The organism is Geobacter sp., from assembly GCF_030834625.1.
Lineage (GTDB): Bacteria > Desulfobacterota > Desulfuromonadia > Geobacterales > Geobacteraceae > Geobacter.
The window spans coordinates 1-20,437 of record NZ_JAUQXO010000027.1 but is presented as its reverse complement, the minus strand read 5'-3'; the positions used below and the strand labels follow the sequence as shown (position 1 = coordinate 20,437).

General features: G+C 59.3%; 21 protein-coding genes. 4 read left to right on the top strand and 17 right to left on the bottom strand.

Annotated features, from left to right (window positions below):
* Positions 1–12: 12 nt before the first annotated feature.
* The 16 genes from RCH91_RS06995 to RCH91_RS06920 all read right to left on the bottom strand — a co-directional run bounded on the left by RCH91_RS06995 (position 13) and on the right by RCH91_RS06920 (position 14,356).
* Complete coding sequence (locus RCH91_RS06995) at positions 13–1,626, bottom strand: methyl-accepting chemotaxis protein (RefSeq protein ID WP_306533902.1); 1,614 nt, start codon at positions 1,624–1,626, stop codon at positions 13–15.
* Between the two features lie 65 nt (positions 1,627–1,691).
* On the bottom strand, positions 1,692–2,309 hold the full coding sequence (locus tag RCH91_RS06990) for a chemotaxis protein CheW (protein WP_306533901.1): 618 nt from the start codon (positions 2,307–2,309) through the stop codon (positions 1,692–1,694).
* A gap of 24 nt (positions 2,310–2,333) precedes the next feature.
* Positions 2,334–3,857: a protein-glutamate O-methyltransferase CheR gene (locus RCH91_RS06985; RefSeq protein ID WP_306533900.1), complete on the bottom strand. Its 1,524-nt coding sequence runs from the start codon at positions 3,855–3,857 to the stop codon at positions 2,334–2,336.
* A gap of 33 nt (positions 3,858–3,890) precedes the next feature.
* On the bottom strand, positions 3,891–4,358 hold the full coding sequence (locus RCH91_RS06980) for a chemotaxis protein CheW (RefSeq protein ID WP_306533899.1): 468 nt from the start codon (positions 4,356–4,358) through the stop codon (positions 3,891–3,893).
* 222 nt (positions 4,359–4,580) lie between these two features.
* A complete protein-coding gene (locus RCH91_RS06975; protein ID WP_306533898.1) occupies positions 4,581–4,736 on the bottom strand; it encodes a hypothetical protein in 156 nt (51 codons plus the stop codon).
* 152 nt (positions 4,737–4,888) lie between these two features.
* A complete protein-coding gene (locus tag RCH91_RS06970) occupies positions 4,889–5,398 on the bottom strand; it encodes a putative zinc-binding protein (RefSeq protein WP_306533897.1) in 510 nt (169 codons plus the stop codon).
* Positions 5,334–5,687: an SHOCT domain-containing protein gene (locus tag RCH91_RS06965; RefSeq protein WP_306533896.1), complete on the bottom strand. Its 354-nt coding sequence runs from the start codon at positions 5,685–5,687 to the stop codon at positions 5,334–5,336. The genes RCH91_RS06970 and RCH91_RS06965 overlap by 65 nt, the downstream gene beginning before the upstream one ends.
* Positions 5,688–5,882: 195 nt before the next feature.
* Entirely contained in the window at positions 5,883–6,482 is a 600-nt protein-coding gene (locus tag RCH91_RS06960) for a sigma-70 family RNA polymerase sigma factor (RefSeq protein WP_306533895.1), read from the bottom strand.
* A gap of 134 nt (positions 6,483–6,616) precedes the next feature.
* Entirely contained in the window at positions 6,617–7,306 is a 690-nt protein-coding gene (gene phoU, locus RCH91_RS06955; RefSeq protein WP_306533894.1) for a phosphate signaling complex protein PhoU, read from the bottom strand.
* 40 nt (positions 7,307–7,346) lie between these two features.
* Positions 7,347–8,126, bottom strand: a complete 780-nt coding sequence (gene pstB, locus RCH91_RS06950; RefSeq protein WP_306533893.1) for a phosphate ABC transporter ATP-binding protein PstB — start codon at positions 8,124–8,126, stop codon at positions 7,347–7,349.
* Positions 8,127–8,142: 16 nt separating this feature from the next.
* On the bottom strand, positions 8,143–9,063 hold the full coding sequence (gene pstA / locus RCH91_RS06945) for a phosphate ABC transporter permease PstA (RefSeq protein ID WP_306533892.1): 921 nt from the start codon (positions 9,061–9,063) through the stop codon (positions 8,143–8,145).
* Entirely contained in the window at positions 9,063–9,989 is a 927-nt protein-coding gene (pstC, locus tag RCH91_RS06940; protein WP_373694373.1) for a phosphate ABC transporter permease subunit PstC, read from the bottom strand. Before pstC ends, pstA begins: the two co-directional genes overlap by 1 nt.
* Positions 9,990–10,158: 169 nt before the next feature.
* On the bottom strand, positions 10,159–11,187 hold the full coding sequence (locus RCH91_RS06935) for a PstS family phosphate ABC transporter substrate-binding protein (RefSeq protein WP_373694372.1): 1,029 nt from the start codon (positions 11,185–11,187) through the stop codon (positions 10,159–10,161).
* Positions 11,188–11,317: 130 nt separating this feature from the next.
* A complete protein-coding gene (locus tag RCH91_RS06930; protein WP_306533889.1) occupies positions 11,318–11,755 on the bottom strand; it encodes a phosphate-starvation-inducible PsiE family protein in 438 nt (145 codons plus the stop codon).
* Between the two features lie 154 nt (positions 11,756–11,909).
* Positions 11,910–13,679, bottom strand: a complete 1,770-nt coding sequence (gene pnpS, locus RCH91_RS06925; protein WP_306533888.1) for a two-component system histidine kinase PnpS — start codon at positions 13,677–13,679, stop codon at positions 11,910–11,912.
* On the bottom strand, positions 13,676–14,356 hold the full coding sequence (locus tag RCH91_RS06920; protein WP_306533887.1) for a response regulator: 681 nt from the start codon (positions 14,354–14,356) through the stop codon (positions 13,676–13,678). Before RCH91_RS06920 ends, pnpS begins: the two co-directional genes overlap by 4 nt.
* 462 nt (positions 14,357–14,818) lie before the next feature.
* Here RCH91_RS06920 and RCH91_RS06915 point away from each other — a divergent pair, with 462 nt between their 5' ends.
* The 4 genes from RCH91_RS06915 to RCH91_RS06900 all read left to right on the top strand — a co-directional run bounded on the left by RCH91_RS06915 (position 14,819) and on the right by RCH91_RS06900 (position 19,587).
* A complete protein-coding gene (locus RCH91_RS06915) occupies positions 14,819–16,477 on the top strand; it encodes an AMP-binding protein (protein ID WP_306533886.1) in 1,659 nt (552 codons plus the stop codon).
* 12 nt (positions 16,478–16,489) lie between these two features.
* Complete coding sequence (locus tag RCH91_RS06910) at positions 16,490–16,642, top strand: hypothetical protein (RefSeq protein WP_306533885.1); 153 nt, start codon at positions 16,490–16,492, stop codon at positions 16,640–16,642.
* Between the two features lie 34 nt (positions 16,643–16,676).
* Positions 16,677–17,870, top strand: coding sequence for a Xaa-Pro peptidase family protein (locus RCH91_RS06905; RefSeq protein WP_306533884.1), 1,194 nt, complete (start codon positions 16,677–16,679; stop codon positions 17,868–17,870).
* Positions 17,871–18,261: 391 nt separating this feature from the next.
* Positions 18,262–19,587, top strand: a complete 1,326-nt coding sequence (locus tag RCH91_RS06900; RefSeq protein ID WP_306533883.1) for a citrate (Si)-synthase — start codon at positions 18,262–18,264, stop codon at positions 19,585–19,587.
* A 135-nt stretch (positions 19,588–19,722) separates the two neighbouring features.
* Here the strand turns inward: RCH91_RS06900 and amrA are convergent, their stop codons facing one another.
* Positions 19,723–20,265: an AmmeMemoRadiSam system protein A gene (gene amrA, locus RCH91_RS06895; RefSeq protein ID WP_306533882.1), complete on the bottom strand. Its 543-nt coding sequence runs from the start codon at positions 20,263–20,265 to the stop codon at positions 19,723–19,725.
* Positions 20,266–20,437: the final 172 nt, after the last annotated feature.

Genomic DNA, 20,437 nt, shown 5'->3' with positions numbered 1-20,437 from the left:
CTACGGTATCCGTTACAGTCTGAACTGCTCCACCAGCCGCTTCAGCTTCTGGCCCAGTTCGTGAAGATTCTGGGCGGAGCTCTCGGACTGTTTCGTGCTGGTGACGCTCAGGGTGCTCGCCTCGCTGATGTTCTCCATGGCCAGGGCCACCTGGTCCATGCCGATCATCTGCTGCTGGCTGGTGGCGGTGATCTGGGCCGAGGCGTTGGCCGATTCGGCGATGCTTTCCGTCAGGAGCCGGATCGCTTCACCCGCCTCCGCCGCCTGCTTCTCGCCGGCTTCCACGGCCTTGCTCCCCTGCTCCGTCGCCATCACCGCCGCGTTGGTCCCCTTCTGGATATCGTTCAGCAGTGCCCGCACCTGGGCGGTCGCCTGCTTCGACTGGTCGGCCAGACTCTTGACTTCATGGGCCACCACGGCGAACCCCTTGCCGTGTTCGCCCGCCTTCGCCGCCTCGATGGAGGCGTTGACGGCCAGGAGATTCGATTGCTCGGCCATGTCGTTGACCGTGGCGATGATCTCGCCGATGGCGTGGCTCTGCTCGCTGAGGTTCACGATGCTCTCCGCGATGGTCGCCATCTGCTCCCGGATGCGGTTCATCCCCTCGACGGAGTCCTCCACCGCTTTTCTTCCTCCCTGGGATACCTGCAGCGACCGCTGGGCTGTTTCGGCCACATTCCGGGCTTTCTGGGCGGCCAGTTGCGTCGTCTGCTTCACCTCTTCGACGGTGGCGGTCGTTTCGTTCAGGGCACTCGCCGTCTCGGCGGCGCTGGAGGCAACCTGGGTGGTGGAGGCCAGGATCTCTCCCGCCGAGGCCGCAAGGACGTTTACCCCTTCTTGGATATCCATGGTCTGCCGACGGAGATTTTCCACCATCCTGCCGAACGTCTGGAGGAGGAGGTTCACCTCGTCCTGGCCTCTGGAGGGGGGAACCGTCACGGTCAGGTCGCCGTCGGCCACCCGCGCCGCCACTCCCATTGCCGTGTCGAGGGGACGGATGATGCTGCGGGTAAGGGTAACGGCAACCAGAACGATGATGCCGGCGGCAGCGACGATAGCGAGGGTGGTAAGGATAAGCGACATCCTGGCCGTATTCTGTGCGCCTTGGAAAAACTCGGCCGCCTTGCGGTCGGCAAAGGTGAGGATGTCACTCGACTCCTTGTCCAGAGCGGTGAAGAGCTTCGCATCGACGCCGGTGAGCATTTCCTTTGCCTTCCCCTTCTGGTTGGCGACCACCAGGGCGATAACCCGGTCGCGGAGCGGCTTCCACTCTTCATAGGCCTTGATGACGTCGTCCACGTCGCCCTGCTTTCCGAGAAAACGCTCCCTGACCATCCCCATGTTCTTCATGAACTCTTTTTCCGACTCGTTGACCGTCTGCAGGTCGGCGCTGATTGTCACGTTGTCCGGCGCAGTTACCATCCTGTTCAGGGAGCGGTTCATCTGCATCAGGTTGAGATAGGCGTCGCGGATCGACTTCCTGACGGTGAAAGGGTGTTCGTACAGATCGTTGGTGAGGTCCGCCAGGAGGTTCATCCGGTTCAGGGAATATCCCCCGACTCCCACCAGGAGCGCCAAGACGATCGCGAAACTCACAAGCAGCCGTGTCCGGATTCGCATGTCCATGATCATGTTCCCGTTCTTCCTTTCTCTTTGCGCGTAGATTTATTGATTCAATACGGTATGGTCTGTCACTCTTCGTCGTCCACGATGATGCGCCTGTCGTTGAGGATCCTGTTCCCGTCCAGGATTACGGTCCGCTCTCCGGTGATTCCCTTCAGGTACTCGTCCCGGATGCCGGTGAGGGTGGGGAGGGAGGGCTGGATCGCGTCGCCGGGGATCAGCCGCACGCCGAGGATTTCGTCCGCCAGGATGCCGAAGGTCATTTCATCGTCATGCACGATGACCACCTTGTTGAGGTCCGTCAACCCCTTTTCCGGAAGGTCGAAAAATTTCTTCAGGTCGATGACGGAAACGATCTCCCCCCGCACGTTGATGAGGCCGAGGACGAAGGTTGGCGTGCAGGGGAGGGGGGTGAGATCCTTCAACGGGCAGGTTTCCCGCACCCAGGACATCTCGATGCCGTACCGTTCGTAGGCCAGGAGAAATTCCAGGATTTCGAGGTGTCCTTCGGCTGTCTCCTCGTGGAGGGAGTCTTGGGCAAGGGCGGCCGCCCGTGCCTTCAGGATACGTTTCTCCTCCTCGGGAGTGACTTCCTGGCTGAGGGCCTCGCGGGCCGCTTCAAGCCGCCGGTGGATTTCGTCCCAGTCGAGGCCTTTCGCCGACGGTGCGGAAGGGGTTTTTGTCATGGTGCGGTCCTCACTTCATGATCATTACGGTCTGCGGGCAGCCGCCCGAGTCGACCCGATGATCTCGGCAAGCCTGCCGGCGGTCATTCCGTCGCCGCCCGGCACCGGATCATCGTCACGGTATGCACGCAGGAACTCCAGAGCATTGTCGAAATGTTTGTCCGATTCCTTTTTCTTTCCCTGCCCCAGGGTGAGATTTCCCAGGGTGAAGTGGGCGAGCACGAACGCATGGTCGAGATAAATCGCCCGCTTCAGCGATGCCACCGCGTCGTCGATGGCCCCCTGCTCCTGGAAGATGGTTGCACGGAGGTAGTGGATCTCCGCATTGAGCTTGTCGGCGGCGATTGCCTCCCCGGACCACCGGAGCGCATCCTCCAGGTTGCCCAGATCGGCGCAGAGCTGCGCCAGGAGGGAGGCAGCCTTTCCGAACATGGGGAGAGGGACACCCGTCGACTGCGCCGCAGAGAGGAAACCGCACAGCTTTTCCGCCGCCAGTCCATAGTCTCCCTGCCGGTGGAGTGCCAGCGCCTCTTCATACGCCGATGGCTCCGCCTGGGGGGGCGGAGCCATCTCCTTCCCGGTTTCCGACGGGAGAGGCTCCCGGGAGATGGGAGGAAAAACCGATGACGGCAGCTCCGGTTGGTGAAGCCGGGCCTCCTCAAACGAGAGCGGACATGAAAACGCGGCGGCCCGTTTCCCGGTGCCGTCCTTCCGGTAGAAGACCGCTCCCGGGAACGTGACCGTGTCAAAGTGTGCAAAGATTGCGGACGATGTCTCGCAGGGGCTGACAAGCAGCCAGCCGCCATCGAGGAGGGACCGGTGGAAATTCCCGGTGACCTTGCTTGCCTGTTCCGTTCCGAAATACATCAGCACGTTGCGGCAGAGGATGATGTCCATCGCATTGGTGTTGTTCACGAGGGACGGAAACGTGTCCTCCACCAGGTTAAGATTGGCGAAGGTCACCATTTTCCTGATGCCGTAGGGGACTTCGAGGCGCCCATCGCCGCAGCGGGAGAAATACCGTTCTTTCATCCAGTCCGGCACGCCCCGGAACGACCAGTCGCTGTAGATGCCCGCTGCCGCCTTGCCGAGGGCACGGGGATTGATGTCGGTGGCAAGGATGGTGACATTCCACTCCTCCAGATCGGGGATCATCTTCTTGAGCAGGATCGCGATGGAATACGGTTCCTCGCCCGATGAGCAGCCGGCGCTCCAGATCCGCAGCCGCTGCTCCTTTCCCCGGCGGGAGCTGATCAGTTCCGGGAGGATGCGGGATTCAAGGGCGTCAAACCCCCCCCTTTCGCGGAAGAAATAGGTTTCGCCGATGGTCAGGTGGCTGGCCAGAACCTCGATCTCGGCCCGCGACACCCGCGACGATAGCAGCCATTGGACACACGCTTTAGCATTCTTGAAACCGAAGTCGCGGGCTGCGTGGATCGTTCTGCGTTCGAGGTCGTGCCAGCGCTTTTCCGGAAAATGGAGGCCGAGCTGGCAGGAAACGAATTCACTGAGCCGTGACAGAAGGTGATCGGAAATATGGTGGGTCATCGCTCTGCCTGCGAGCAGCCCGGTAAGAAAGGATCAGGCATGGTTCTCCTGCTCGATGGCCGCTTCCAGCGCCTGTTCTTCCTCCAGGGAGAGAAAACCGTCGAGATCGTGGATGAAGACCATCCCGTCCTCAAGTTTCACTACTCCACCCACATGCTCCATGCCGGGAAGGATCGCATCCGGAGGGATGATCTCTCCTGCCGGCCGTTCGATGACGTCATTTGCCCCGTCCACCACAAGGGCCACGGTCCGTTTCGCCGTTCGGGCAATGATCAGGTGGTCGCTCAGCCCTGTTCGCCGCTCCGCAAGGCCGAAGCGGCGGCGGATATCGAGGACCGGCACAATATTTCCAATCACGGTGATGACGCCGAGGACGATCTCAGGCGCTTTCGGCAAGGGGGTGATCTCGACCATGCGGACGGTCCGGTCGACGGCTGAAAGATGAAGCGCATAGCGCTGATTGTCGAGGGTGAAGACAACGAGGTGACAGGATTCGCTCACGGAACGCTCGCCTTAAGGTGGTGACAGCTTTGGGGCTGCTGGAGTCTATCAGCGGAAAGGAAGACGAGTTTTGTGGTGCCTTCGCTGCGGCCCATGCAAAACGAGCGAAATCATAGCAGAAATGCATCCGTAAGACAAGGCATTGGAGGGCGAAGCGGGGAAATGCTCTGCTCGCATGTGATGCGGCAAAGAGGGAAGGGGCTTATGGCGAGACAAAACCGGTTACGACTCCGTGGCGGGCGGGGGAAAATCGAGTGAATCTTTCGGAAGATATGACCGGCTTTCATTCGCGGCGCGGAACGAATCCCGCAGTTCCCTGAGTTTTGCAATCTGTCGGTCGAGCTCCGTAAAGCCCGGCATGGTGATGCGTTTGAGCATGACAATGTGCCTCCTTCAGTGAGTGGATACGGCGTGTTAAGTGTAGGATGCTTGTGTTAACGAAGGGTTACGGTGGGGTGAAAGGTGGGTAGGAAAGAGAGAGGAACGCACGGAGGGCGACAACTGTCGCCCTCCGTCAAATGGGACACTCCCTAAAGACGTGCCGCAATCTGTCGGGCAGCTCCCCTTCCGTGGGCTTTGATCTCCTCGTCGAGCATTTCATCGGTGCCGAAGAGTTTTCGGTCGAAGTCGTAGAGCTGGTCGACATTAATCACCTCCGGCTCGAGACCTTCGATCACCCCGCCCATCATGCGGGAAGCACAGTTGATGTAGCACCCTTCAAGGGAGATCAACCTCGGGGCGTTCCGCACGAGTTGTCTCTGGCTCGTTTCCTTGGTGAAAGCGGCTCCCAGGCAGATACGCACCGTCTTTTCCGGCGCCAGCGAGTAGCAGAGCTCATTGGCTGCCTGCCGTGCCACCTCTCCGCGCAGGCAGGCCCCGTCGCAGCTCAGGACCACCACCGGCTTGGTTTGGTGCTTTTCTGCGTATTGGTCGCACAAGGCACAGTATTTGTCGGTCTTTTCCAGCCGCACGATTTCATAGCCTGAGTCGCTCTTCGTTTGCGTTTCGCTGGTCGTTCCGCAGCAGGTTTTTGTTGTCATGGCCTGTCCTTTCCTGGAGCAGATCATTGTAATCGAGTTTTTTCTTCATCTCGTCGTACGTTTTTTCATCGATATCCCCGAGGGCAAACCGTTTTTTCAGGATTTCCCGGGCCGAGTCCCTCGATGACCAACGGAACCTGCTCCCTTCCGGGGGGATTCGCCACCCCGTCCACGCGGTCATGCAGGAGCATCCCCGCATCGTGAAAAAGCAGCCGATGAACATGGCGACAGCAACTAGCACGAAAACCCACCAGAAACTCACTCCCCAGTGTTCCCATCCGAACATCACGCCTCACCTCCTTTCCGAAACTATAGACGGGGGATGGGAGGGGAAAGATACACCTTCGGATCACTTTTTTTGTCGATGGTGAAATACTGAAGGATTAAAGAGGGGGTAAGGGTATAGCGCGGCGTGTGATGGGGGGCCGGTCAAAGGAAATGGAAAGGTTCGCTAGCGACGTCTGAAAAGATACGTGCAGCCTTCTCACTCGCTATGCGAGCATTCCTTCCGGGTGCAGGCAAACTCGCTTCGTTCGTCGAGATAAAAGTTGCAGTGATTTTCCAGTTCCTGCTTCAGCCTTGCCCTGGCGCGGTGCAACCTGATCTTGACTATATCGAGGGTAACATCCAGGATTTCGGCGATGTCGCGGTTGTTGAAACCTTCGAGTTCGCTCAAGACGATGACCGTTCGATACGATTCGGGGAGTCTGTTTACGATGTCGCGGATGCATGCTGCCATCTCTCCACGGATGAGATGTTGCTCAACGGTGGGTGAACTGTCCGGAATAGTGTTCGTATCATCCTCTCCCTTTTCCGGGATAACCTGCGACAGATTCTCGTCAGTGGAGGTGGGTAACGAAGAGGTGCGAAGACTGTCCTTGGCAGCATTGGTTGCAATGCGGTAAATCCAGGTGGAGAGCGACGATTCACCCCGGAAATTCATCAGTCCTTGATTTACCTTGAAGAAGACGGACTGAGTCAGGTCTTCCGCCTCATGTTCCCCTACCAACCGGGCCAGATAACGGAGGATTTTCGGTTGGAAGGTTTTGTAAGCTTCCTCAAAAATCGCTTCATTGTTGCCCATAAGCTTTTCTCCGAGCGATAGCGTGTGGTGACTTTTCCCCATGGAATCCTGGAGCGGCTCATTCTGATGGTCAGGTAAATAATAACCCAAGGGAGGGTAAAAAAAAGGGGCGCCTGACGCGCCCTCGGGATGTTCTATGCTATTTCGCCGCTGGGCGGCGCCGTGTGCCGGATGTCCTTCCCCTTAACCATGAAGATCACCATCTCGGCCACGTTGGTGGCGTGGTCCGCGATCCGCTCCATATACTTGGAGATGTAGAGCAGCTTCAGGGCCCGGCTGATGCTTGAGGGGTCCTCCATCATAAAGGTGAGGAGCTCCCGCTGGATCTGGTCATTAAGGCCGTCCACGAAGGCGTCCTCCTTGCAGACCGTGATGGCCAGTTCGGCGTCGCCCCGCACAAAGGCGTCGAGGGCTTCTTTCACCATGGTCCCTGCCGCCGCGGCCATGCGGGGGAGGTCGATGTAAGGCTTCAGGGGGGGCTCATTGTTCAGTTCCACGACCCGCTTGGCCACGCTGGTGCACTGGTCGCCGATCCGCTCGAGATCCGTGACGATCTTCAGGGCCAGGGTGATAAAGCGCAGATCCCGGGCCGCCGGCTGCCGCCGGGCCAGCACCTGGAGGCACTTCTCGTCGATCTCCAGTTCCAGGTGGTTTACCTGATGGTCCAGGGCGATGAGGCGCCGGGCCAGGTCGGAATCGCGCTCCACCAGTGACTTCATGGCGTCGGCGATCATCTGCTCCACCTTGCCCCCCATTTCCAGGAGGAGGCTCCGGATCTCGTTCAGCTCTGCGTCGTACTGCTTGAATATATGCTCTCGTTCCATACTTCTCCCCGTTATCGAATTCATTTCAGCACATTCCACCCTACCCGAACCGCCCCGTGATGTAATCCTCGGTCTGCTGCTTGTCCGGGTTGGTGAAGATTTTTTTCGTGTCATTGTATTCCACCACCTCTCCCATGTAAAGGAACGCGGTGTAGTCCGACACCCGGGCCGCCTGCTGCATGTTGTGGGTGACGATGAGGATGGTGAACCGGTCCTTCAACTCGTCCATCAGTTCCTCGATGCTGGCGGTGGCGATGGGGTCCAGGGCCGAGGTGGGCTCGTCGAAGAGCATGATCTCCGGGTCGATGGCCAGGGCCCGGGCGATGCAGAGCCGCTGCTGCTGCCCGCCGGAGAGGTTGAAGGCCAGGTCGTGGAGGCGGTCCTTCACCTCGTTCCAGAGGGCGGCGTTCTGGAGGGCCACTTCCACCTTCTCTTCGAGGATGCTCCGCTTGTTGATCCCCCGCACCCGCAGGCCGTAGGCCACGTTCTCGTAGATGGACTTGGGGAACGGGTTCGGCTTCTGGAAGACCATGCTGATCCGCATCCGCACCTCAATGGGGTCCACCTTGGGGGAGAGGATGTTCACGTTGTCCGGGTTGAGGGTAATCTCCCCCTCGTAGCGGTTGCCCGGGTAGAGGTCGTGCATCCGGTTGAAGCAGCGCAGGAACGTGGACTTGCCGCACCCGGAGGGGCCGATGAGGGCGGTGATTTTCTTCTCATGGACCGGGAGGCTGATACCCTTCAGGGCCTTGAAATCGCCGTAGTAGAAGTTGAGATCCTTCGCCTCGGCCTTGAGCGTAGACTGAACGGAAGCTGACATTATTCACGTACTCCTTTTACCACTTGATCTTCTTGCGGATCGAATAACGGAGGTAGATGGCTATGGCGTTCATGGCCAGGGTCATGGCCAGGAGCACCACGCCGGCCGCCGCCGCGTTGAGTTGAAATTCCTCCTCGGGGCGCGAGGTCCAGTTGAACATCTGGATCGGCATGACCGTGAAGGGGTCCATGAGCCACTTGGCGTTCACGAAGGGGAACTCGGGGGTGATCGGCGAGTTGGGGAGGAAGGCGATGAAAGTGAGGGCCCCGATGGTGATGATGGGGGCAGTCTCGCCGATGGCCCGCGACAGCCCCATGATGACGCCGGTCATGATCCCTGCCAGGGAGTAGGGGAGGACGTGGTCCGACACCATCTGCCAGCGGGTGGCGCCCAGGGCGTAGGCCGCCTCGCGGATGCTGCCGGGGACAGCCCGGAGCGACTCCCGGGTGGCCACGATCACCACCGGCAGGATCAGGAGCGCCAGGGTGAGCCCCGCCGAGAGGATGCTCTGGCCAAGGTCCAGGGTGTAGACGAAGAGCCCCAGGGCCAGGAGTCCGTAGACGATGGATGGCACCCCGGCCAGGTTGGTGACGTTGATCTCGATGATGGCGGTCATCCAGTTCTTCGGTGCGTACTCCTCAAGGTAGATGGCCGCGGCCACCCCCAGGGGGACGGCGGCGCAGGCGGTCACGAGCATGACCAGCACCGAGCCGACCCAGGCCGAGAGGATCCCCGCCTCCTCCGCCATCCGGGAGGGGAACGAGGTGAAGAACCCGGTGGTGAGGCGCGGCGCGCCGGTCTTCACTAGGTCGGCGAAGAGGGCAAGGAGCACCAGAATCCCCGCCATGAGGCAGATCATCCCCACGATGGCGAAGGCGTAGTCCCAGAACTTGTGGCGGGCGATGAGCCGCCGGATCTCGCTAACGCTCTGCTGCATCAGTACACCTCCCTGAACCGCTTCTTGAGCCAGTAGCCGACGATGTTGAAGATCAGGGTGATCAGCATGAGGGTGAGCCCCGCGGCGAAGATGGACTGGTAGCCGACGCTGCCGTGGGGGAGGTCGCCCAGGGCCACCTGCACGATGAAGGCGCTGATGGTGGCGGCCGACTCGGTGGCCTTCCAGGTGAGGTTCGGCTGCATCCCGGCGGCGATGGCCACGATCATGGTCTCGCCCACGGCCCGGGAGATGCCGAGGGTGAATGCGGCGGCGATGCCCGAGAAGGCGCTCGGCACCACCACCCGCACCGCGGTCTGGAAGCGGGTCGCCCCCATGGCGTAGGACCCTTCGCGCAGGTGCATCGGCACCGCCCGCATGGCGTCCTCGCTCACGGAGCTCACGTAGGGGATGATCATGATCCCCATCACAAGGCCGGCGGAGAGCATGTTGAAGCCGGGGAGGTCCGGGTAGATCTTCTGCAGGAGCGGAGTCACCACCACCAGGGCGAAGTAGCCGAAGACCACCGTCGGCACGGCCCCCAGCAACTCCAGGAACGGCTTCACTATCTCCCTGACCCGGTGGGGGGCGAACTCGCTGAGATAAATGGCGATGATCGTCCCCATGGGGATGGCGACGGTGAGGGCCACTCCCGTCGTCACCAGGGTCCCCGACACCAGCGGCATGATGCCGTAGCGGGCGTCATCGAACAGGGGGGTCCACTCGGTGTCGGTCAGGAAGTTCAGTACCGTCGTGTGCTGGAAGAAGGGGATCGACTCGTAGACCAGGATGAAGACGATGGCGAAGGTGGTGGCCACCGACGACAGGGCCGCCAGGAAGAGGAGGGTCTCGATGACCCGCTCCTTGATGATGCGCCCCTGCTTGTGGGAAAGACGGCTGTTTGTTTCGCTCACGGTCGGGCACTCCATGATGCCGAGGGTTGTGTCGTTCGTTGTGCGGTTCATGCGGTTCGTATCCATGATTGGTTGTGTACATGGCGCCGTAACGGGATCTTTGCGTCGTTGTCACGGTTTGTTCGGCGCAAAAAGGGGAGAGGCGCGTTGGCGCCCCTCCCGGGGAGTTCAGTCATGGGATGGATCAGTGCTTCCCTTCACGCTGGAGGAGTTCCTCCACCGATACGCCCACCTCGGGCTCGCCGCCGAAGCCGGTGCCGGTCTTCTTCTTGGCGAAGTTGGTCTTGGCGAGGGAATAGGCCTTGTCGGGGAGCGGCACGTACTTCACGGCCTTGGTCAGCTTCGGGGCCTGGTTCAGGTAGAAATCCACGAATTCCTTGACCTCGGGCTTGGCCACCGAACTGGCGTTCACGTAGATGAAGACGGGGCGGGCCAGGGGCTGGTAGGTGCCGTTCTTTACCGTCTCCAGGGAGGGGAGCACCGGCTTCTTGCCGGCCTTCTCCACGATGGGTACCGCCTTCAGCTTCTTGCTGTTTTCCACATAGTAGGCGAAGCCGAAGTAGCCCAAGGCCCCCTTGTCGCGGGAAACCCCCTGGACGAGCACGTTGTCGTCCTCGCTGGCGGTGTAGTCGCCGCGGCTCGACTTGGCCTTCCCCACAACCGCCTCGGTGAAGTAGTCGAAGGTCCCCGAGTCGGCGCCCGGTCCGAAGAGCTTGATGGGGGTGTTGGGCCATGCGGGGTTAACCTGGTTCCAGGTCTTGATCTTCCCCTGGGCGGCCGGCTCCCAGATCTTCTTGAGCTCATCCACGGTGATCTGCTTGAGCCAGGTGTTCTGGGGGTTCACCACCACGGTCAGGGCGTCGTAGGCCACCGGCAACTCGATGTACTGGATGCCGGCCTGCTTGCAGGCGTCCATCTCCTTCTTGAGGATCGGGCGGGAAGCTCCGGAGATGTCGGTTTCGCCGCGGCAGAACTTCTTGAAGCCGCCGCCGGTGCCCGAGATGCCGACGGTTACCCTGACGGCACCCTTCTTCGCCTTCTGGAAATCCTCCGCTACCGCCTCGGTGATGGGGTAGACGGTGCTGGAGCCGTCGATCTTGACGATCTTGTCGGCGGCGCCGGCCACGCCGGCCAGAAGCGATACGCCGAGGGCGACCGCGACGACCGGCGAAACTGCGCGTCTGATTCTGCTGCTGAGGGTCATATGTTTCATCTGTTCGATCTCCTCTTGGTTGATGGTGATGGTTGAATGGTAGGCGATGATCGTTACAGCCATGTTACAGCTACGCAAAGATCCTCTTAAGACTCTGAAAACCGACGTGGAAACGAGATCCATCCCGTTGTCACAACTCATCCCTGAGCCGGCGGGGGGAGTAACGCACGGCGATGATCCGCACCGCCGCCAACGACAGGACTAGGGCGATCACCATGGTGACCTTTTCCCAATTCATCTCCCGGTACCAGAAGGCCATCACCTCGGTCAACACGGTGACCAGCACCGTGTCGATGATGTAGGTCACCTTCACCCGCCCCTCAGTAAAGTAGGCAAGGGCCGTACGGAGGACCTCCACGATGGCGAGCACCGTCAGCACATCCACCAGGATGGTCCTGAAGGCTCCGTGGACATCGTGCCCCATGACCAGCCGCAGGTCGTGAAAGGTGCCAATGATCGCCGCCAGGATGGCCAGCAGAATGGCAAAGATAAGAAGGCTCAGGAGCGCCCGGGCCGAGATCTCGAAAAACCGCGTGAGCTTCAGGTCGATGACGTTTTCTTTCCACATGCTCTCTCCTTTTCTCTCGTTTGATGTGAAGACAGGGTAGCCGGCGCGTGTTACAGCGGCGTGAACGCCTGGTGAGGAGTTGGAAACTGTTGGAAATGAAAAGGGGCACCGACGAATCGGTGCCCCTTGAGTGATGGGTGACGGCCTATCTAATCTATGCCTTTTTCAGGGTGAACCAGAATTCCGATCCCTTCCCCGGCTCGCTCTCCACCCCCACGGTGCCACCGTGGAGCTGGATGATATGCTTCACGATCGATAGCCCCAGACCGGTCCCCCCCTCGTCGCGGCTGCGGGCCGTGTCCACCCGGTAGAACCGCTCGAAGATGCGCGGCAGGTCCTTCGGAGGGATGCCGACGCCGGTGTCCTTCACGCCGATCCGCACCATGGCCTCCTCGCCGGCGACGGTGAACGAAATGGAGCCGCTCTCGGGGGTGTACTTGATGGCGTTGTCCAGGAGGTTGACCATCACCTGCTCGAGCCTCCCCGGATCGGCCAGGACTGGCGGCGCTCCGGCCATCCCCGAGCAGTCGATGGCAATTCCCTTCCGGGCCGCCTTCGGCTCCAGGAGCTCCAGGGCGTGCTTCGCCACCTGGTCCGGGCGGACCGTCGTTTTTTCAAGATTCATGCTCCCCGCCTCCAGCTGGGAAAGGGTGAGGAGATCGCCGATCAGGGCGGCGAGCCGTTCCGAATGGCTGAGGATGATTTCGACGAACTTCCGCGCCCGCTCCGGGTCGCTTTCCATGGTGCCGTCGATCAGCGCCTCGGCATACCCCTTGATGACGGTAACCGGCGTTCTCAGTTCGTGGGAAACGTTGGCCACGAAGTCCTGCCGGATGTTCTCCAGCTTGGTCAGGTCGGTGATGTCGTGGAAAACCGCCACGACTCCCTGCAGTTCCCCGCTGTCCACAAGCGGCACCCAGTGGGTCAGGACGTGTTTCTCCTCCCCCAGGACCAGGGTCATCTTCTCGATCCGTTCGTCCCGGGAGGCGACGATGGCCTTGAACGCATCGTTGAGGGCCGGGTGGCGGGCGATCTCGATGATGTGCCTCCCCTCCACGCTCTCTTTCAGGGAGAAGAGGTCGAGAAATGCCGGATTGACCATGGTGATCAGGCCGTTGGCATCGGATACCATGAGCCCTTCGCCCATCCCCCGCAGGATGGTGTCGAGGCGGTTGCGCTCCGCCGAGGTCCGCTCCATCTGCTGCTCTATCCGGGCAGCCATGTCGTTCATGACCCGGGCCAGCTCCCCCACCTCGTCGCGGGTGGGGACCGGTATCCGCCGGCTGAAGTCACCTCTGCCGATCTGTTTGGCCAGGATGGTGATGGTCCGCAGGGACCGGGATGTCACCCGCGAGAGGATGTAGCTCAGAACGAGGGCCACCAGGAGGGAAACCGCCAGGGACGCCGCCAGGAGCGTCCTGATGCTACCCTTTGCCTGCTCAAGGGCGGTGAGGGGAAGGGCGAGCCGGACAACTCCCTCTTCGCCGCCGGCGGTCTTCAGGGGAACCGCCACGTAGAGCATGGGGGTCTTGATGGTTGCCGAGTAGCGGATCGATTCGCCGCTGCCGCTTTTCAGGGCCTGCTGGACCTCGGGCCGGTTCAGGTGATTCTCGAGCCCCTTCAGCTGGTCGGGAGCGATCTCGGAATCTCCCGCCACCTTGCCACTGGCGAGAATGATGGTCACCCGCGCCCGGGCCTCCCGGGAGATTGCGGCAGCCACGGCGGGCGCATCGGCCCGCATCTGGCCGATGTCGCGGCGGGCGATCATCTGGGTGAGCCGGGCCTCGGTGGCGAGGTTCTGCCGGATCTCCGCCGTCAGGTGATGGTTGAGGGTATGGCTCAGGTAGGCGAAGAAGACCCCGCCGATAAAGAGCACGAGAAACAGGTAGGAAGCCATGAGCTTCCACTGGATCGTGAATCTCACGCGTCCTCCATCTTGTAGCCGAAGCCCCGGACGGTCCGGATCAGGTCGCCCCCTCTGCCGAGCTTGGTGCGGAGCCGCGTGATGTGGGTATCCACCGTGCGGGTGTCCCCCACGTAGTTGTACCCCCAGACGTTTTTCAGGAGGAGGTCGCGGCTCTGGACCCGCCCCAGGCGTTCGGCCAGGTTCAGGAGCAGCTTGAATTCGGTGGTGGTGAGGACGATCTCCTCCCCGTCCACGGCCACCGTGTGGCGGTCGGGATCAATGGTGACCGGTCCGATGGTGAGGATCTTTCCCTCGGACCGGTCGGGGAGCGAGCGGCGGAGCACCGCCTTGATCCTCAGGAGCAGCTCCCGGGTGGAGAAGGGCTTTACCACGTAGTCGTCGGCTCCCACCTCGAAACCGACGACCCGGTCGATCTCCTCCCCCTTTGCCGTCAGCATGATGACCGGGACGCGGGCCGTCTTCTCCGATTTTTTCAGGATCTTGCAGACCTCCATCCCCATCATGCCGGGAAGCATCAGGTCCAGGAGGATCAGGTCCGGCGGGTGGCTGCGGGCCGCCTCCAGGCCGCTGGCGCCGTCGAAGGCCGTGATGGTCCGGTATCCCTCCTTTTCCAGATTGAAGGACACGAGTTCCGCCAGGTCTTTTTCGTCTTCGATGATCAGGACAGTTTGCATGGTCTTGGTATCTCCTTGCCGGAGATGGTACGGATGAAATGTTGCAACCGGGTTACAGGTGTGTGAAAAAAGCCGTAAAAACGGCCTTTAAGCGGGCTTTCCACACAAAATGTGGATACCCTTGTGGAAAAAAACGTATACAAAGTGTAAAGGGTCATTAAAACAACCATAAGTAGCAATTTGCATAAAAAATGTGCAGGCAAAGAATGCGGGACAATGCTGAATAATTCAACAATATCAGGTGTTTATTATAACATATTGAAAAGCCGGGCTTACTTTCTGTCAAGCTTTTTTTCCAGAAACGTGTAGCACGGAAATGTTGAGATAACGAAGTAAATAATACTCCGTTCTAATTTCTTGACTTGCCGTCTGTGGCGTGATAATTCATCAAAACTCCATTAAATCAAATGGTTGTGGTTTGTAAGAGGAGAGTTAGACAGAATGAAACAATGGAGGGGTTCCATGGTGCAACATCTTGATTTTACGATAGGCGGGCTGCTCGACCATATCGCTGTAACCTATCCTGACAACGACGCCCTTGTCTATCCTGAGCGGGGCATCCGGTACTCCTATCGCCAGTTCAACGACATCTGCCGTCAGGTGGCCAAGGGTCTGCTGAAGCTTGGCATCAGGAAGGGGGACAATGTCGCCATCTGGGCTTACAATGTCCCCGAGTGGGTGATTCTTCAGTTTGCCACCGCCAAGATCGGCGTAGTGCTGGTGACGGTCAACACCGCTTACAAGTCGGCGGAACTGGAATACCTCCTCAACCAGTCCGACTCCACCACCCTGTTCATGGTCAGGTCCTGGAAGGACACGGACTATGTAGCGACCCTGAACGAGGTGGTGCCGGAGCTTGCAACTGCCCAACCCGGCGCCCTCACTAACCCCAAGCTCCCTTTCCTCAAAAGTGTTGTCTTTATCGGTGAGGATACGCCGGCCGGCATGCTCAATTTCGAGAGGATCGTGGATCTGGGGAAGGAGGTGTCCGACAGCGAGCTGGCCGCCGTTGAGGCTACTCTGGACCGTCACGATGTCATAAACATGCAGTACACCTCCGGCACCACCGGTTTCCCCAAGGGGGTCATGCTGACCCACCACAACCTCGTCAACAACGGCTTCCAGATCGGCGAGTGCATGAAGTTCACCGAGAAGGACCGACTCTGCATCCCGGTCCCTTTCTTCCACTGCTTTGGCTCTGTCCTGGCTGTCATGGCCAGCGTTACCCACGGTACGACCATGGTGCCGGTGGAAATTTTCGATCCCCTCAAGGTGCTGCAGACGGTCGAGGAAGAGCGTTGCACCGCCCTCCATGGTGTTCCCACCATGTTCATCGCCGAGCTGGAGCACCCGGAGTTCAGCACATTCGATCTTTCCACCCTGCGCACCGGCATCATGGCCGGCTCGGTCTGCCCCGTGGAGGTGATGAAGCGGGTCGTCAAAGACATGAACCTGACCGAGATCACCATCGTCTTCGGTCAGACCGAGTCTTCCCCCGGCATTACCCAGAGCCGGACCGATGATCCGCTGGAACTGCGGGTGGCCACGGTGGGTCGTGCGCTCCCCGGCGCAGAAGTGAAGATCGTCGATATCGAAACCGGCACCACGCTGCCGCCGGGGAAGCAGGGTGAGCTCTGTGCCCGGGGCTACATGGTCATGAAGGGGTACTACAAGATGCCGGAGGAGACCGCCAAGGTCATCGACGCCGACGGCTGGCTCCATACCGGCGACCTGGCGGTGATGGACGAAAACGGCTATTGCAAGATCACCGGCCGCATCAAGCAGATGATCATCCGCGGCGGCGAGAATATCTATCCGAAGGAGATCGAGGAGTTCCTCTACACACACCCGAAGATATCCGATGTGCAAATCTATGGCGTACCGGACCGCAAATACGGCGAGCAGGTCATGGCGGCCATCATCCTGAAAAAAGGGGTGGAGATGGACGAGGAGGAGGTCAAGGAGTTCTGTCGGGACAAGATTGCCAACTACAAGATCCCCAAATACGTGAAGTTCGTGGATGGCTATCCCATGACCGCCAGCGGCAAGATCCAGAAGTTCAAGCTGCGGGAAATGGCCATCAAGGAGCTGGGCCTGGAAGGGTCGGGCGATGCCGCCTAGGGGGTGCCGGTCATGAGAGAAAAGATCCTGGGCATATTATTGGTCCTCTTCGTCGTCTGCTTTGTGGTGATCATCGTGGAAGAGGCCTTTCTCGGCGGCCGGAAGCGTCGCCAACTCCAGCGCAAGGCGCGGGCCGCCGCTGCCTCAGAGCCGGAGCAGCAGTAATCTACTTCACGATCCAATCCGGGAGAACCGAACCATGCGCATCACCCCGAGGGAAGAACTCGATAATCGCATCAAAAAGCTCCAGGCATACATGGTCGAAGCGGAGCTCGATGCCGTCGTAGTAGTCCAGAACGCGGACCTTTTCTATTTCACCGGGACCATCCAGAGCGGTGCACTCTATGTGCCGGCAGCGGGTGAGCCCATCTACATGGTCCGCAAGGAGTTCTCCCGGGCCCGTATGGAGTCCGGGCTCAAGGAGATCGTCCCTTTTGCCACCATGAAGGCCATCCCCGAGATTCTGGCAAGCTACGGCTATAGTGTCCCCGCCCGCATCGGCATGGAGCTCGACGTCCTGCCGGTCAACTTCTTCGCCCGCTACCGCGCGATCTTCCCCTCTGCCGAGTATGTCGACGCTTCTCCCCTCATCCGGCGTGTCCGGATGATCAAAAGCAAATATGAGATCCACTTGCTCCAGGATGCGGCCAATCAGGTCGACAAGGTCTACCGCCGTGCCCGAGAGGTGATCCGCGAGGGGATGACCGACTTGGAGCTGGCAGCGGAGCTGGAGTTCGTCGCCCGCAAGGAAGGTCATCAGGGGCTCGTCCGGATGAGGGCTTTCAATGCCGAACTCTTCTATGCCCAAGTCTTCTCGGGAACCGATACCGCCGTTCCCGCCTATCTGGACACTCCCCTTGGAGGCCTCGGTCTCAATCCTTCCTTTGGACAGGGGGCGGGCTTGAAGCGCATTGAACGGAATGAGCCGATCATTGTTGACTTCTCCGGCTGCGTCGACGGCTACCTTGTGGACCAGACCCGTGTCTTCGCCCTCGGTGATCTCTCCGATCGTATGAAAAGGGCCTATGACGACATGCTCCGAGTCCAGGAGCGGATGACCGAAGTGGCCGTGCCCGGCACTCCCTGGGGTCACGTTTACGATGTCTGTCTCGCCCTGGCCGTTGAGCTCGGCCATGCCGACAACTTCATGGGCGCGAAGGGAGCGCAGGTTTCCTTCATCGGTCATGGGGTTGGCATCGAAATAGACGAATACCCCTTTCTGGCCAAGGGGTTCAATGACATGCTCCTAGAGCCCGGAATGGTCTTCGCTTTCGAGCCGAAGGTTGTCTTCCCCGGCGAGGGAGCCATCGGTATCGAGAACACCTTCTATATCTCCCATTATGAAGGACTGAAGCAACTCACGTTTTCAGATCAGCGGTTGGTTATTCTCTGATTTGTTCCTGCCTTTTTGACGCTGTTCCATCCGCTCCGTTGCCCCGAGCCAGTAGCCACGGAGCGGTAGTTCAACGTCATGTTTCGGGCAAGGGTTGCGCGTCCCCCCTCCTCTCATTTTCCCCTCAAAAATTATGTTGAGTTTAATCAAATTGAGTGGTATAAATTCTTATAGAAAATTGTATACAGTATACTAGAAAAATATTTCTGCTCATCGGTGATCCTTTATTGCATCAATTCAATGCACGATTTAATGCGGTTAGCAGCGCCAAGTTCAGCGTTTTACGGTACTTGCATATCGCCAGTGGAAAGGAGGGGGATAAAAGGTAGTCGAGGATCATGGTTTGTTTTTGTTTATTAAGACATCATAACGTGAAAGGAGAGTACGTAACATGGCACTCAAGGAAACCCTGAAGAAACAAATTGAGGAGTTCCGTCCCCGTACCACCAGGCTTGTGAAAGAGTTCGGGAAAGTGGTAATCGATCAGGTAACCATCGACCAGGCTATTGGCGGTGCCCGTGACATCCGCTGCCTGGTAACCGATATCTCCTACCTCGACCCGCAGGAAGGTATCCGGTTCCGCGGCAAGACCATCCCCGAGACCTTTGAGGCGCTCCCCAAGGCCGCCGGCTCCGACTACCCGACCGTTGAGTCTTTCTGGTACTTCCTCCTTACCGGCGAAATCCCGACCGCAGCACAGGTAGACGAAGTCGTTGCCGAGTGGAAGGTCCGTCAAGCAGTACCCCAGTATGTATTCGACTCCATTCGCGCCCTGCCGCGGGACAGCCACCCCATGGTGATGCTCTCCGTCGGTATCCTTGCCCTGCAGAAAGACTCCAAGTTTGCCGGCTTCTACAACTCGGGCAAGTTCAACAAGATGACTGCCTGGGAATATGTCTACGAAGATGCGTATGACCTCGTAGCCCGTATCCCCATCATTGCCGCCTTCATCTACAACCTCAAGTACAGGGGCGACAAGCAGGCTGCCATCGATCCGAGTGCCGACTGTGGCGCCAACTTCGCCCGCATGATCGGTCAGAGCAAGGAGTACGAGGATGTTGCCCGGATGTACTTCATTCTCCACTCCGACCATGAGTCCGGCAACGTGTCGGCCCACACCACCCACCTGGTGCACTCTGCCCTGTCCGACCCCTACTATGCATACTCTGCCGGCCTGAACGGCCTCGCTGGCCCGCTGCACGGCCTCGCCAACCAGGAAGTTCTCGACTGGACCATCAAGTTCCAGGAGAAGTATTGCAAGGATGTGGAGCCCACCAAGGAGCTGGTTACCAAGGCTCTCTGGGATACCCTCAACGCCGGCCAGGTTGTTCCGGGTTACGGCCACGCCGTTCTCCGCAAGACCGACCCGCGCTACATGTCGCAGCGTGAGTTCTGCCTCAAGACTCCTGGCCTGAAGGACGATCCGCTCTTCAAGCTGGTTGCCATGATCTTCGAAACCGCACCGGGCGTCCTCATGGAGCACGGCAAGGCCAAGAACCCCTGGCCGAACGTTGACGCTCAGTCCGGCGTCATTCAGTGGTACTACGGTCTCCGCGAGTGGGACTTCTACACCGTCCTCTTCGGCGTCGGCCGCGCACTCGGCTGCATGGCCAACATTACGTGGGACCGTGGTCTCGGCTATGCGATCGAGCGGCCCAAGTCGGTTACCACTGCCATGCTCGAGAAGTGGGCTGAACAAGGCACTGGCCTGAAGTAATAAGTTTCTCCTTCATGCGGGGGTGCCCACCTAGGGCACCCCCGCATATTATCGGGAAAGCACAAAAAATGGGGAGATGTTTGCGCATCTCCCCATTTTTTGTACAAATTTCCATTGATTGTGTTTTTTGGCAGTTCAGGCGACAATCTGGGCGCTGAATATATAGAGATCAGCGCCTTCCTTCCAGTCATCAGGCCGAAGTCCCGCCTTGAGGCATGTCTGGGACAGAAAAGTATCCCGGTCCCAGCCGTGCTCCACTGCCACCTGCGGAAGGAGCACGCCGCGGCAGGAGTTCTTCTCGATGTAGATGCCGTGGGTGCCCACCTTGATCTCGTCGGGTGACGATATTTTATCAAGAGGACTCAGAACTGAAATCTCGAGAGCGAAGTCGGTGAGGTCGGCCGGTTTCATGGGGTAGAACCGCGGGTCGCGGGTCGCGGCTGATATGGCCATCTCCTGAACAAGTTTGTAGAGTGGCTTGTCTGAAATGAAGCTGCCGATACAGCCACGGAGAGCGCCGTTCATCTTGATACTGACGAAACAACCCTGGTGACCTTGGAGGTTCGGTTCCGGCGCATCACGATTAGGAATTGTTCCCTCCCGGACGTACCAGATAATTGCTTCCCTGGCAAGGGTGAGGAGTTTATTCTGCTCATTGCGGGTCAGGTTCTGTGCCACGTTACACCCCTTGCTGGATAATTTTTTCTTACATGAGCCTCTTGCAAAAGTGCATGCGACAAGCTGAATATAGTTGATTTTGTTGCATAAAAGTCGAGCTTCAAGGGTAACCATCTGATATTATTGGTTTGCGAGACAAACAATAACAGAAGGAGTACCCATGAAGCTCAAG